This window comes from Alkalibacillus silvisoli, from assembly GCF_039521975.1.
Taxonomy (GTDB): Bacteria; Bacillota; Bacilli; order Bacillales; family Alkalibacillaceae; genus Alkalibacillus; species Alkalibacillus silvisoli.
In genome coordinates, this window is the sequence record NZ_BAAACZ010000011.1 from 29151 (window position 1) to 44457 (window position 15307).

A 15307-nucleotide genomic window follows, 5' to 3' on the forward strand; every position below is an offset into this window, starting at 1 on the left:
TTTTTCTCATACGTTTAATACAAGCAAAGCTTGTATAAAGGAGAATGAACATGAGACGTGTTTCAATTGTGACAGTGAGAAAGCGGTTGGCCATTGTTTTTTTATGTATTGCGGTTTACTTTGTCATTATGTTTGGAAAATTAGCTTATGTTCAGCTAATTTCCAGTCCAGAAATAGTATCAAAAGCAGAGGAATTGTGGAGTCGTGACATTCCATTCCAACCTGAAAGAGGTAACATATTAGACCGAAATGGGGAGGTATTAGTAGAAAACGAGGTGGCACCAAGCTTATTGATTGTGCCTCGTCAGATTGAAGATGTTGATTATGCAGTTGATCAGTTAAGTCAAATTATTGATATTGATCAAGCTAAGTTACGTGATCATTTGACTCAAAATGTTTCAGTAGAAGCGATCCATCCTGAAGGGAGAAAGCTTAATAAAGATCAAGTTGATGCAATTAGAACATTAAATTTACCTGGACTTTATTTAGCGGAAGATTCAAAAAGGTTCTATCCTCATGATGAAAAATTAGCTCATGTTTTAGGCTTTACAGGTATTGATAATCAAGGTTTAATGGGCCTAGAAGCGAGCTATGATGAAGTGTTAAATGGTGAGGAAGGAGCATTATCCTTTTTCTCAGATGCTAAAGGTCATCGTCTTGAAGATCTATCAAATCGTTATACACCTCCTGAAGACGGGGAGCACCTTTCTTTGACAATAGATGCAGACATACAAGCTATTGTTGAGCGTGAGCTTGACCAGGCGGTAGCTGAATATAATCCGGATGGGGCTATGGCCATAGTGATGGACCCTAATAATGGGGAAGTACTTTCAATGGCAACACGGCCTAGCTTCCATCCTAATGAATATCAGTCTGTATCGCCAGAAATATATAATCGTAATTTACCCGTTTTTAGTACGTATGAACCGGGTTCAACGTTTAAGATTATAACTCTATCAGCAGCTCTTGAAGAGGCGCTTGTTGATTTGGAGGAAGATGACTATCATGACCATGGACATATCGAAGTAGGTGGTGCGCACTTACGCTGTTGGGAGAAAGGCGGACATGGCGATCAATCCTATTTAGAAGTTGTACAAAACTCTTGTAACCCTGGTTTTGTTAATTTAGGTCAAAAGCTTGGTGAAGAAAAATTATTTAGTTATATCGACCAATTTGGCTTTGGCGAAAAGACTGGAATTGATTTAGAAGGCGAAAGTACAGGGATTCTATTTGATGAAGAACAAGTTGGACCTGTGGAGTTAGCAACAACTTCATTCGGCCAAGGGGTGTCTGTTACACCGATTCAGCAAGTAACTGCTGTTGCAGCGGCCATAAACGGTGGGTACCTTTACGAACCATATGTAGTAAATGGTGTTGTTGACCCGATAACAGGTGAGATGTCCCAAGATCGAGAACCTAACATGAAAGCACAAGTGATTTCTAGTGAAACATCTAATGAAGTAAAAAATGCATTAGAACATGTTGTCGCTAAAGGAACAGGTAGAGGGGCTTATGTACAGGGTTACCGTGTTGGTGGGAAAACAGGTACTGCACAAAAAGTAGGCCCAGACGGCCGGTATCTAGAAAATGACCATATCGTTTCTTTTATAGGGTTTGCGCCAGCTGATGACCCGGAAGTACTGGTCTATATCGCAGTTGATAACCCTAAAGACGTATTACAATTTGGTGGTGTTGTTGCCAGTCCAATTGCTGGGAGAATTATTGGTGATTCACTTCGACATTTAGACGTTCCAATGCGTGAAGATGGTCTTGACAAAGAGTTTCAGTGGCCTGATGTCCCAACTGTTGAGGTCCCTGAATTAGAGGGAGAAACAGTCAATGATCTTCAACAATATTTAACGAATATAACAATTGAAGTAGAAGGTGAAGGTGATGTCGTTATATCACAAGCACCATCGAGTGGAACGGTAGTAGAGTCTGGTTCAACCATCAGAGTTTTCTTGGGGGATGAAGAAATCCAGTAACCATTGATTAGTTATGTATTGAAATTTGGCGAGTAGTTAAACAAATTGTTGTATGATATAATTTATCTTTTCCATTCGGTTAAAATAAATATTATAGTCTCGTGTAGAATTTGTTATAATGAATGTAGACTTTTTAAAAGGTAGTGGTGAAATGAAGTTATTAGACTTAGTAAATAAACTTCAATTTATAGAAGGTAATGATCGTAATAGTTTATTAAATATTGATATTACATCAATTGAAATGGATTCTCGTCAAGTTGAGCAGGGCTCGCTGTTTGTTTGTGTTAAAGGCTTAACATTAGATGGCCATCATTTTGTAGGTGAAGCTATAGGTAATGGTGCATCAGCTATTATAGCAGAACAACCTGTAGAAGCTGATGTACCTGTTTTACTTGTCCCTAACAGTTTAAAAGCATTAGCAACTTTAGCCGATACGTTTTACGGAAATCCAAGCCATTCATTAAATGTAGTTGGTGTGACGGGTACAAATGGCAAAACGACGTTAACTTATTTATTAGATGCAATCTTTAGAAAAGCAGAGCACAAAACAGCGTTAATTGGAACAATAGATATGAAAATTGGAGATGAAAGCTTCCCAGTTCAAAATACAACACCTAATGCTATTTTCCTACATAAAAACTTAAAGTTAATGAAAGAAAAAGGCGTTAAAACAGTTATTATGGAGGTCTCTTCGCATGCATTAAAACAAGGTAGAGTGTATGGAGTTGACTTTGATCATGCTGTTTTCACTAATTTATCGCAGGACCATTTAGACTATCACCCTAATATGGAAGATTACGCTTATGCGAAATCATTACTTTTTGCGCAACTTGGTAATACTTATACTAATCAAAAAAAATCAGCAATTATTAACATTGATGATGAGTATCATGATGTTATGTTAAATGCAACAGCTCAGCCAGTTGTTACGTATAGCTTAGAAAAACCAGCTGTTATTCAAGCTCATGACTATGAATTATCGCCGAGTGGTTTAAAGTTCGATGTCTATACACCAGAGGGATCTGTAAACATTACAACAAAATTATCTGGTAAATTTAATATTTACAACATATTGGCTGCAATGGGTGTCGCTTACCGATATGAGATTCCTTTAACTACGATTCAAGATGCTATTAAAGAATTACAAGGTGTTCCAGGAAGGTTTGAGTTAGTCGATGCTAACCAACCATTTTCGATTATTGTAGACTATGCGCATACACCTGATTCATTAGAAAATGTTTTACAAACAATTGATGAGTTAAAGGAACACCGCGTTATAACGGTTGTAGGATGTGGTGGAGACAGAGATCGCTCTAAACGGCCTAAAATGGCAAGTGCAGCTATGAAGTATAGCGATCATGTTATTTTCACTTCTGATAATCCTAGAACAGAAGATCCTCATGTAATATTAGCAGATATGACAAGTCATTTAACAGATGATGATGGATTATTTACGGTAATTGAAAGTAGACGTGAAGCAATCGAACGTGCAATTCATGTTGCTAATGAAGGGGATATTATTTTAATTGCTGGTAAAGGTCATGAAACTTATCAAGAGGTTAACGGTAAACGTCATCATTTTGATGATCGTGAAGTTGCTAAAGAGATGATCTTATCACCTTGAATCGGTAAAGAGGAGTATGACGCATGAATAAATTTACTACAGAGCTTTTAAATAAGTTATTTCCAAACAATCGGAATTTAAATGATCAAGTGGTAAGTATTGATCGTATTTACACAGATAGTAGAGAAGCGGTCAATAATGGTTTGTTCGTGCCTATTGTTGGTGAGAGGTTTAATGGGCACGATTTTATTTTGCAAGCTGTTGATAAAGGTGCTGTTGCAGCTATTTGGTCAACTGAACAAGAAGTGCCTACAGAGCTTTCAGAACAATTCCCATTGTTTTTCGTCGACGATACACTTGATGGTTTACAACAACTAGCAAGTGCTTATAGGGATTATGTTGACCCAACGGTAATAGGTGTTACAGGCTCAAATGGTAAAACAACGACGAAGGAAATAATTGGTTCATCCTTAGCGCATTACTTTGAAGTATCCAAAACGGAAGGTAACTTAAATAATTTAATTGGCATGCCGTTATCGATTCTAAGCATGCCTGTTAATACTGAAGTTCTTGTCTTAGAGATGGGAATGAATAGCTTTGGTGAGATCGAGCATTTATCTGAAATTGCCAAGCCTGATCTAGCTGTTATTACAAATATTGGCGAATCGCATATCGAACATTTAGGTAGTCGTGAAGGAATTGCTAAAGCAAAGCTCGAAATTGTAAAAGGGCTCAACGAAAATGGTGTCCTCATAGTTGATGGTGATGAACCGTTACTTGAGATTAATAACTATAAACAAGTGTTGAGTTGTGGGTTTCACAATGGGTTGGATTATCAAGTGACAGAAGTTTTCCAGTCAGAAGATCAAACGTCATTTAAAGTAAACAATCAGCCATTATCGATTCCTTTATTAGGTAAACATCAAGCAAAAAATGCTGCCTATGCCTTAGCTATTAGTGACTGGTTAAAGGTCGATCAAAATAAAATGGCAGCGTCTCTTGCTAATTTGTCGTTACCAGGGATGCGTTTTGAACAAATCAAAACGGAATCTGGAGCGTTAATGATTAACGATGCATACAATGCTTCTGCTACATCAATGAGAGCCTCTATTGATGTAGTGAAAAAATTGCCATATACAAATAAAGTTCTCGTATTAGGAGATATATTTGAGTTGGGTGAATTTGCAGCAAGCGAACACCGAAAAGTAGGCGAAGTTATCGATCAAGAAATTGATGTTGTTTTCACTATTGGTCAAGATAGTCAATATATTATAGAAGCACTACCAAAACAATTTACCGGCAAATCACAGCATTTTCATGAACGTGATCAATTAATCCGTAGAATTAAAGATTATATGTATGAAGATACTGTTATATTACTTAAAGCTTCACGTGGCATGAAGTTTGAAGAGATTATTCAAAAGCTAGAAGATTAAAGAAGTGAAAGAAAGGAAGAATAGGTTTTGTCACAAACATTAATATTTATAACAATCGCAGTATCATTTTTAATATCAGCCCTGTTATCACCAGTGCTCATACCATTCTTACGCCGATTGAAGTTCGGACAAAGCATTCGTGAAGAAGGTCCTGAATCACACCAAGCCAAATCAGGTACACCTACGATGGGTGGTGTGATGATTATATTTTCAATTGTAGCAACGTCCTTAATTCTCGTGCTAAGAGATGCTACGACGTTATTCTCTACAGAATTGTTTATATTATTATTTGTATTAGTAGGTTATGGCCTTATAGGATTTTTAGATGATTTTATTAAAATCTCCAAAAAACGAAACTTAGGGTTAACGTCTAAACAAAAGATGTTATGCCAAATAGTCATTGCTGTTGTAGTTTATATAATTTTACACAATAGTGGTTTTCCAACAGATATAGCTATTCCAGGTACAGATTTTTCAATTGAACTTGGGTGGTTATATGGCATTTTAATCTTAGTCATGTTAGTTGGTGCTTCAAATGCGGTGAACTTAACAGATGGACTAGATGGCTTAGTTGCAGGAACAGCATCAATTGCTTTTGCTGCGTTTGGTATTATTGGTTGGGCCTTTGGGGTGCCGACTGAAATTGTTATTTTCACCTTTTCAGTAGTGGGTGCATTACTTGGGTTTTTAGTATTTAATAGTCACCCTGCTAAAGTATTCATGGGTGATACAGGTTCTTTAGCCATTGGTGCCGCATTGGCTATTATTGCAATTTTAATGAAACTTGAAATTTTACTCATTATCATAGGTGGAGTATTTGTTATTGAAACGTTATCTGTTATTATTCAAGTGATCTCCTACAAGACAACAGGTAAACGAGTCTTTAAAATGAGCCCGCTACATCACCATTATGAACTAGTTGGATGGTCAGAATGGCGAGTCGTTATAACATTTTGGTTAGTCGGATTCATATGCGCTGCCTTTGGGGTTTACATTGAGGTGTTAATCTAGTGAAAACATTACAAAACTTTCAATATAATCATGTTTTAGTTTTAGGATTAGCCAAAAGTGGAAAGGCCGCTGCTCAGTTATTATATGATAGCGGCGTTTCCTTTTTGATTAATGACCAAAAGCCTTTTTTAGAAAATGAGCCTGCGCAATATTTTAATAATCTCGGTGTGAAAACGGTAACCGGCCACCATCCAGTTGAAGTACTTGAAGGGGTAGATCTTGTTGTTAAAAACCCTGGCATACCATACCATCATAATATTATTCAAGAAGCTGAAAGGCTAAACATTCCAGTAGTGACAGAGGTCGAACTAGCGTATGAATTAATTGATGGACCTTTGATCGCGATTACCGGTACTAATGGTAAAACAACGACGACGTCTCTTATTTATGAAATATTAAAAGAAGCTAATAAAAACCCAATTATAGCCGGTAACATTGGACAAGTTGCTTCTCAGGTGGTTAGACAACAAGAAGGAGAGCAACCTGTTGTGATGGAGTTGTCATCCTTTCAATTAAAAGCAACTCAAAATTTCAAACCCGATCTATCTGTATTATTAAATATTACAGAAGCCCACTTAGATTATCATCAAACTCGTGAAGATTACGTGAATTCTAAATTGAACATGATTAAACGTCAGACGACAGATGACCTCCTCATTTATAACCAAGACGATTCGACGGTTAACCGGTATATAAATGAGGGAGAAGTTAAAACAACACCGTTTACTTTAAAAGGGCTACTAAAAGAAGGTGTGTCTTATGATGGGCAGTGGGTTTATTATAATCAAAAGCCACTCATTAAAAGAAAATCGATCGTATTACCAGGCTTACACAACTTAGAAAATGTATTAGCAAGCATTGCGGTTGCCAAAGCATTTCAAGTAAGTGATGAACATATAAGAAACGTTTTGTCACGCTTTATCGGTGTGAAGCATCGCTTGCAATTTGTTAAAAACAAAGCAGGTCGATCATTTTATAATGATTCAAAGGCTACGAATATATTAGCGACGAGAAAAGCACTTCAATCATTCGACCAACCGATCGTATTAATTGCTGGGGGTCTTGATCGTGGGAATGAGTTTGATGAGCTTTTTGAACAGTTTGAACATGTAAAACACTGTGTTACATACGGGCAGTCAGCAGGGAAAATTGCTAAAGCTGCTCAAAGTAATCAATTTACAGAAGTTAGTATTGTTGATGATTTAGAACAAGCTACAAAACAAGCTTTCGAGGTAAGTGATGAAGGCGATATAATTTTATTGTCACCTGCTTGTGCAAGCTGGGATCAGTTCAAATCTTTTGAAGGCCGTGGTGACATGTTTATCGATGTTGTGCATAAGCTGTAATAGGGGCTTGTACGACTAGAGCCCCAACTTCAATATTGGAGTTAGGGGTGTTTTTTTGGAAAGTAAACAAGGAAAGTTAGATTATGTCTTACTAACGGCTATTGCTATTTTGTTGTTAATTGGTTTAGTGATGGTTTATAGTTCTTCATCAATATGGTCGGAATATAAATTTGACGATTCTGCGTTTTACTTAAAAAGACAAGCATTATTTGCAGTGTTAGGTGTCATCGGTATATTCATCACATTAAAAATTCCATATTACAAGTGGCTAAATTATTCAACTATAGCGTACGTACTCTGTTTCTTGTTATTAATTGCTGTTTTAATTCCTGGCATTGGTATGGTACGAGGCGGAGCTCAAAGTTGGATTGGAGTTGGAGCTTTTAGTATTCAGCCTAGCGAATTTATGAAAATCGGCATGATCTTACTATTTGCAGCCATTCTGCCTAAACTACAACGAGAAATCCGTCAGTTTAACAAAGGGTTTTTACCCATGTTGCTTTTATTGGTCGTTCCTTTTGGTTTAATTATGTTACAGCCAGATTTAGGGACTGGGATTGTATTTGTTGGAACAGGGATGTTAATGCTTTTTATTGCAGGAGCCAAAATAAGCCACTTTGCTTTACTTGGGGGTATCGGTTTAGCTGGACTTATTGCATTAATCGCATCAGCACCTTATAGGATTAGTAGAATTACTGCTTTTTTAAACCCGTGGGAAGACCCATTGGGTGATGGGTTTCAAATTATCCAGTCGTTATACGCTATTGGACCAGGCGGTTTAATGGGACTTGGGTTCGGTAATAGTATGCAGAAATACTTTTATTTGCCTGAACCTCAAACCGACTTCATCTTTGCTGTTATTGCTGAAGAATTAGGATTAATTGGTGGAACGTTCATCTTATTTTTATTTTTAATAATTATTTGGCGCGGAATCATAATAGCTTTAAATATGCAAGATTTATCAGGCTCTCTTTTAGCATTTGGGATCACCGCGATGATTACGATACAAGTTATGATTAATATTAGTGTAGTCATTGGTTTAATACCTGTTACAGGAATCACATTGCCACTTTTGAGTTATGGTGGGTCTTCACTAACGATTACATTATTATCGTTCGGTGTGTTGTTGAATATTAGTAAATATGCGAAAATTAACTAATAGCAGTAAGAGAGTTATTCCTACTCTCTTTACTGTTATTTTATTTTTGTTTTACAAAACATTTAAAAAAGTTAAATTAGAACAAAATACCTTATTATATCAAGTATAATCTGTGCTATAATAGAAAAATAACACGAGTTATTAGATTAATAGTTATTAAGAGTAATTATTCTTACCTATTGGTGAATGTAATTATTATAAGGAGTAGCTTTTTCGATGGCTGATAAGAAAATTGTATCGATAGAAGATCGTATACCTCAACTGAAACAAGCTCGTAAGAAGAAGGCTAATAGAAGATTTATTTTTTATTTAACTTTAATTATTAGTTTAATCCTTATAATTGTTTATATGCAATCACCATTAAGTCACGTTAAATCAGTTGAAGTGACTAATAACGAAGCTGTAAACGAAGAAAACATTATTGATTTAGCAGACATTAACAAAGACCAATCTTTTTGGAATATTAGTGCAGATGATTTAACTGAACGAATAACTGAGCACCCTGAAATCGAACATGCAGAAGTCAAAAGAAGTTGGTATAATACTTTTGTTATATCTGTACAAGAGTTTACCCGGGTTGCTTACCAAAGAGACGGCGATTATTTTTATCCTGTATTACAAAATGGTGATCGTTTAAATGAAGTTCAATTAGATCATCCAAGAGAAGACGCACCATTATTGCATGGTTTTGAAGAAGAGCCTTTAAAAGAATTAGCTGAACAACTTGCTTTGATTCCACAGTCAGTCAGTTTATTAATATCTGAAATATATTGGGAACCTGAAGAGCATAACAGCGAACAAATCCGACTATTTACAACCGATGGACAAGAGGTTATTGGGGCTATATCGAATTTTTCAAGTAAGATGGAAGCCTACCCTTCGATCGCTTCACAACTGAATGATGATATTGAAGGGGTACTTCACCTTGATGTCGGTGCTTATTTTGTTCCTTATGATAATGAAGACCTTGATGAATTGGATGAAGTTGAAGAGTTAGATTATGACGAAGAAGTGTAAAAAAATGTAGAAAAAATGTAGAAAGTTGTAACAATAAGCAGGTATTAAAGTAATTTAAGTTGAATTTTATTAGTGATAGTAGTTAAATAAAGTAAAATAACTGAAAGGAAATGTAGGCCTAGTTGGAGGTGCAAACATGAACCGAAGTGAAATATTAGTTAGCTTGGATATCGGTACTTCTAAGGTTAAAGTCATAATTGGCGAGGTATCCAATGATACGATAAATGTTATTGGTGTAGGAACAGCAGAGTCTGTTGGAATGAAAAAAGGAGCAATAGTAGATATTGACCAAACTGTTCATGCTATTCAAAATGCTATTGATCAAGCAGAACGAATGGTTGATATGGCGATTAAACGTGTGATTGTTGCAATTAATGGTGATCATATACAATTACAAGATTGCCATGGAGTAGTAGCTGTATCGAGTGAGACAAGAGAAATTGATCTCGAAGATGTTACTAGAGTAATAGAAGCTTCCCAAGTCATGCAAATCCCACCAGAAAGGGAAATTGTTGATGTCATTCCAAAACAATTTATTGTAGATGGTCAAGATGAAATTACAGACCCTCGTGGTATGATCGGTGTTCGTCTTGAAATGCAAGGAACTTTAATTACTTGTGGTAAGACAAACTTACATAATATTTTAAAATGTGTTGAACGCGCTGGATTACAAGTTGAAGATATATGCCTACAGCCACTTGCAGCCGGCGAAGTCGCATTATCACAAGATGAAAAAACATTAGGTGTTGGTTTAATTAATATTGGTGCAGGTAGTACGACTGTTTCTTTTTACATAGACGGTCACTTAGCTAACACTTCAGTTATTCCACTTGGTGGTGACAACATCACAAGAGATTTATCAATTGGCTTAAAAACAACTACTGAGGAAGCAGAAGCGATTAAGTTGGACTATGGACATGCTTATCTCAATACAGCAATAGAGGACAATTCATTTACTGTAACAACTATTGGTAGTGACGAACAACAAACATTTAATCAAGTTCAAATAGCCGAGATTATTGAAGCAAGATTAGATGAAATCTATCAATTTGTATTACAAGAATTTAATCGAATGGGTTATGCGCAATTACCAGGTGGTTACGTATTAACAGGTGGTTTAATGCAAATCCCTGGCGTAATAGACTTAGCAAGAGATGTATTCCAAACTAATGTGCGCGTCTCAGTTCCAACACATATTGGCGTTAGAGAACCACAATTTACTGTAAGCCTTGGAACCTTGCAATTCGCTTATCGAAATGCGAGAATACAAGGTAAAGAATATAGTGTTGGTATTGAAGGACAACATTCACAACAACAATCAAAATCAAAACCGGTGTCAAATACGAAAGAAAAGCCTAAACGAAAACCAAAAGAAGAACCAAAGAATAAAGAAGGTTTCATGAAAAAGATTCAAAACTATTTCTTTGATTAATTGCACGTTTCCTTCAAAGGTAGTGTTTAAAAGGAATAATGATCAAGTAGGAGGAACGAGACATGTTAGATTTTGAAGCAAATACGGACCAATTAGCAACAATAAAAGTGATCGGCGTTGGCGGTGGTGGTTCTAACGCTGTTAATCGCATGATTGAACATGGTGTACAAGGTGTAGAATTTATTGCAGTTAATACAGACGCTCAAGCGTTAAATTTGTCTAAAGCTGATACGAAATTACAAATCGGAGAAAAATTAACACGTGGCTTAGGGGCTGGGGCGAATCCAGAAGTCGGAAAAAAAGCTGCAGAAGAAAGTAAAGAAGTTATTGAAGAAGCACTACAAGGTGCTGATATGGTATTTGTAACTGCTGGTATGGGTGGTGGTACTGGTACAGGTGCTGCTCCAGTTATTGCTCATATAGCCAAGGAAATTGGCGCATTAACAGTCGGTGTTGTAACTCGCCCGTTCTTATTTGAAGGACGCAAGCGATCTACACATGCTACATCAGGTGTGGATACGTTAAAAGAAAATGTCGATACACTTATAGTTATTCCAAACGACCGTTTACTTGAACTTGTCGATAAAAATACACCGATGCTTGAAGCGTTCCGAGAAGCAGATAACGTTTTAAGACAAGGTGTACAAGGTATCTCAGACTTAATTGCTGTTCCTGGTTTAATTAATGTTGACTTTGCAGACGTCAAGACAATTATGTCTGATAAAGGGTCTGCATTAATGGGAATTGGTGTTGCAACAGGTGAAAGTCGTGCAGCTGAAGCAGCGAAAAAGGCAATCTCATCACCATTACTCGAAACATCCATTGATGGTGCACATGGTGTTTTAATGAACATCTCTGGTGGTCAGAATTTAAGTCTTTATGAAGTGCAAGAAGCAGCTGAAATTGTAACATCTGCTGCTGATCAAGAAGTAAACGTTATTTTTGGTTCAGTCATTAATGAAACATTAAAAGAAGAAATCGTTGTGACGGTTATTGCTACTGGTTTTGATGAAAACGAACAATCTAACCAAAACCAACAAGCAAGACCAACTCAAACAAGTGCATCTTCAGTTGGTCAACAACAACCAAGAAAAGAACGACCAGCACAAACTAAGCAGCGCACAAGCATTGAAGAAGATACTTTAGACATTCCAACATTTTTACGTAATCGCAATCGTGAACAATAAAGTAAAATGAATGAGGAGAGCTTTTTCAAAAGTCATAAACTTGACTTATTGAAAAAGCTCTTTTTTTATACTTTGGAATAAATTTAGGGTGCCATTTTAAGAGGGTCCTAAGTCAAATGTTGGGCTGTCCATCTGAGGCACTCCAAATATATGCCATGTGTCCTTGTACATGTTTATCCTCGTGATGTGCTAATACTTTTCGTCACAATCGGTCAAATCGTCGAAAGCCAAATCAATCGCTTTTTCGAACTCAGGTATATCCGATTATTTTACGGTATCGTAAAATTTATAATAGTTTGCCTGTGCACGAAAACTACTTTTGTTTTGTTGGTGGTATAAAACAAGGATAACAAATAAGGAATTAACTTTAATAGATTTTCTCTATATAAAACTGATTCGACCTCACTTTTATTAAAACTACCACATTTTTAAGACAAAAGTTCTCAAAAAAAGCTAAACAAGAAGCCGAGAAATTGACATGTTTCTTAGGCTTCTTTTTTTATACTAGCTTTAAGGAAACTAAAAGGATGTGAAACGTGCAATTATATGTAGACTTAATATGGCTATTAAATTTGTTATTTGACTGGATGATCTTATTAGTAGTTGCCTGGGTAACAAGGAGTAAATTTGTACATTGGCGAGTATTTTTAGCGGCACTATTTGCATCACTAATCATTCCATTCACACTACTTTTGGATTGGAGTATATTCGACTCTGCCATTTTTAAACTAATATATTCAGTTTTTATTATTCTAATCGCATTTTCATATCAGTTTTTAAAAGATTTTTTTATTAAGTTTATTAGTTTCTATTTTATAAACTTTTCAATTGGTGGGGCCGTTTTCGGGATCCATTATTTTATTAATACGAATACAGAGATGGTCCTAAGTACCCATGCACCCTTTGGTGATATGGTGAGTTGGATTGTTGTCTTAATCTTGTTCCCTGTAGCTTTGTTTATTACCAAAAGTCAATTACAAAATTTAACGATGTTTCAGATGCGTTTGCAACAGCAATATGATGTATCGATTCGTTATCAAAATAAGAAAATACAAGTTTTAGGTTTTTTAGATACTGGGAACCAACTCAAACATCCTTTAACACAACATCCAGTTATTTTAGTTAATGAAACCATTTTTAAGCATTGGTTTGACGAAACAAAAGTAGAATCATTAAAATTGGCTGATCATTTAGGTTTTCAAAATGTGAATGATGAAATTCAATTAATTCCGTATCAAAAAGCAGGTGGAGAACAAGGATTGTTACCTGCATTTTTAGCAGATGAAGTAAATGTTCTCATTAATAACCAAGTTGTTTCAACGAAGAAAGTGTATGTGGGCATTCATTTTGGTCATTTTTCACGACAAATGAATGTTCAATGTTTATTAAACCCGTTATTAATACAATCGAAACGGATGAGGGTAAAAGATGTAGAGGGGGTATCATAAATTGCGTCGTATTTGGAATTATTTACAGCGAATTTATTTTAAACTAATTGTAAAACTTAAAATTAAACGGGACGAAATTTATTATATTGGTGGTAGTGAAGCATTGCCACCACCTTTATCTAAAGATGAAGAACGTAATGTGTTAGAGCGTATGGTTGCAGGTGATCAAGCGGCTAAATCTATGTTAATTGAACATAACTTAAGGCTAGTTGTTTATATTGCGAAGAAGTTTGAAAATACCGGAATCCACATTGAAGATTTAATTAGTATAGGCTCGATCGGACTTATAAAAGCAGTCAATACTTTTAATCCTGAAAAGAAAATCAAGCTTGCTACCTATGCTTCACGTTGTATAGAAAATGAGATTTTAATGTATTTAAGAAGAAACAATAAGCGAAAAACAGAAGTATCTTTTGATGAACCGTTAAATGTTGATTGGGACGGCAATGAGTTATTATTGTCAGATGTCTTAGGTACGGAGGAAGATATTATTACAAAAGACCTTGAGTCCTATGTAGATAAAACTTTATTAATATCAGCTCTATCAACACTAAATGGGCGAGAAAAGCAAATCATGGAGATGCGCTTTGGTCTAAGTGGTTATGAAGAACAGACACAAAAAGATGTAGCTGATCAGTTAGGGATTTCACAATCGTACATTTCAAGGTTAGAAAAGAAGATTATAAAACGGTTAAAACGAGAATTTAATAAAATGGTGTAACCCCTTATATCCCTTGAACTATTTGTTAGTTTAAGGGATTTTTATTGATTGATTTCATAAGTTCATCGCATAAAAACTCTCATTCTGGAAAAAATGAAATTGACATCATCTCCAGATGGGAGGGGCTAGCATGACAAGAAATAAAGTTGAAATCTGTGGTGTTGACACGTCAAAGTTACCCGTTTTAAAAAATGATGAAATGAGATTTCTCTTTAAAAGGGTACAAGCAGGTGATGAGCCGGCAAGAGAAGAGTTAGTCAATGGTAATCTGAGATTAGTATTAAGCGTTATTAAGCGTTTTAATCATCGTGGAGAGAATGTTGATGACTTATTCCAAGTTGGTTGTATTGGTTTAATGAAGTCAATTGATAACTTTGACCTAAGTCAAAATGTAAAGTTTTCTACCTATGCTGTACCGATGATTATTGGTGAAATTAGGCGTTATCTAAGAGACAATAACCCTATAAGAGTATCACGGTCTTTGCGTGACATTGCTTATAAGGCATTACAGGTAAGAGAAGAATTAATGAGTCAACGCTCAACAGAACCGACGACTCAAGAAATTGCAAAAGAAATGGACATCCCTTATGAAGATATTATTTTTGCCTTAGATGCTATTCAAGACCCGGTATCGCTTTTTGAACCAATTTATAATGATGGAAGTGATCCGATTTTTGTTATGGATCAACTAAAAGATGATAAGCAAAAAGATTCTTCATGGTTAAATGAATTAGCCATTAGAGAAGGGATTAAAAAGTTAAATGAACGGGAGAAGCTCATCATTAATCAACGTTTCTTCGAAGGTAAAACTCAAATGGAAGTTGCTGATGAGATCGGAATTTCACAAGCTCAAGTATCAAGGTTAGAGAAGTCAGCAATAAAGGAAATGAATAAAACGGTTTTAGATCAATAAGTGAACCAAAACCTCCAAAGAATTTTACATCTTACTTTTACGGTGTAGTTCAAGTTGGAGGTTTTTTTATGCTTTTTTCCTTCATATA

At 35.8% G+C, this 15307-nt stretch carries 12 protein-coding genes; all 12 read left to right on the forward strand.

The window, feature by feature from the left end:
• Positions 1 to 50 precede the first annotated feature (50 nt).
• Complete coding sequence (locus ABDZ63_RS07555; RefSeq protein ID WP_343782825.1) at positions 51 to 1985, forward strand: stage V sporulation protein D; 1935 nt, start codon at positions 51 to 53, stop codon at positions 1983 to 1985.
• Between the two features lie 151 nt (positions 1986 to 2136).
• Positions 2137 to 3609 carry a UDP-N-acetylmuramoyl-L-alanyl-D-glutamate--2,6-diaminopimelate ligase gene (locus tag ABDZ63_RS07560; RefSeq protein WP_343783190.1) on the forward strand — a complete coding sequence of 491 codons (1473 nt, stop codon included), beginning with the start codon at positions 2137 to 2139 and terminating at the stop codon, positions 3607 to 3609.
• A gap of 23 nt (positions 3610 to 3632) precedes the next feature.
• Positions 3633 to 4985, forward strand: coding sequence for a UDP-N-acetylmuramoyl-tripeptide--D-alanyl-D-alanine ligase (locus ABDZ63_RS07565; protein WP_343782826.1), 1353 nt, complete (start codon positions 3633 to 3635; stop codon positions 4983 to 4985).
• Between the two features lie 27 nt (positions 4986 to 5012).
• On the forward strand, positions 5013 to 5996 hold the full coding sequence (gene mraY, locus ABDZ63_RS07570) for a phospho-N-acetylmuramoyl-pentapeptide-transferase (protein ID WP_343782828.1): 984 nt from the start codon (positions 5013 to 5015) through the stop codon (positions 5994 to 5996).
• The gene (murD, locus tag ABDZ63_RS07575; protein ID WP_343782829.1) at positions 5996 to 7342 is read left to right on the forward strand and encodes a UDP-N-acetylmuramoyl-L-alanine--D-glutamate ligase; all 1347 of its coding nucleotides are present in this window, start codon (positions 5996 to 5998) and stop codon (positions 7340 to 7342) included. Before mraY ends, murD begins: the two co-directional genes overlap by 1 nt.
• 55 nt (positions 7343 to 7397) lie before the next feature.
• Positions 7398 to 8501, forward strand: coding sequence for a stage V sporulation protein E (spoVE, locus tag ABDZ63_RS07580; RefSeq protein WP_343782830.1), 1104 nt, complete (start codon positions 7398 to 7400; stop codon positions 8499 to 8501).
• Positions 8502 to 8717: 216 nt separating this feature from the next.
• Positions 8718 to 9518 carry a cell division protein FtsQ/DivIB gene (locus ABDZ63_RS07585; RefSeq protein ID WP_343782831.1) on the forward strand — a complete coding sequence of 267 codons (801 nt, stop codon included), beginning with the start codon at positions 8718 to 8720 and terminating at the stop codon, positions 9516 to 9518.
• Positions 9519 to 9654: 136 nt separating this feature from the next.
• On the forward strand, positions 9655 to 10950 hold the full coding sequence (gene ftsA / locus ABDZ63_RS07590) for a cell division protein FtsA (RefSeq protein ID WP_343782832.1): 1296 nt from the start codon (positions 9655 to 9657) through the stop codon (positions 10948 to 10950).
• A 62-nt stretch (positions 10951 to 11012) separates the two neighbouring features.
• On the forward strand, positions 11013 to 12137 hold the full coding sequence (ftsZ, locus tag ABDZ63_RS07595; RefSeq protein ID WP_343782833.1) for a cell division protein FtsZ: 1125 nt from the start codon (positions 11013 to 11015) through the stop codon (positions 12135 to 12137).
• A 536-nt stretch (positions 12138 to 12673) separates the two neighbouring features.
• Entirely contained in the window at positions 12674 to 13585 is a 912-nt protein-coding gene (spoIIGA, locus tag ABDZ63_RS07600; RefSeq protein ID WP_343782834.1) for a sigma-E processing peptidase SpoIIGA, read from the forward strand.
• 1 nt (position 13586) lies between these two features.
• Positions 13587 to 14306 (forward strand): RNA polymerase sporulation sigma factor SigE, encoded by a 720-nt coding sequence (sigE, locus tag ABDZ63_RS07605; RefSeq protein ID WP_343782836.1) that lies wholly within the window; start codon positions 13587 to 13589, stop codon positions 14304 to 14306.
• Between the two features lie 130 nt (positions 14307 to 14436).
• Complete coding sequence (gene sigG / locus ABDZ63_RS07610) at positions 14437 to 15219, forward strand: RNA polymerase sporulation sigma factor SigG (protein ID WP_343782837.1); 783 nt, start codon at positions 14437 to 14439, stop codon at positions 15217 to 15219.
• Positions 15220 to 15307 lie beyond the last annotated feature (88 nt).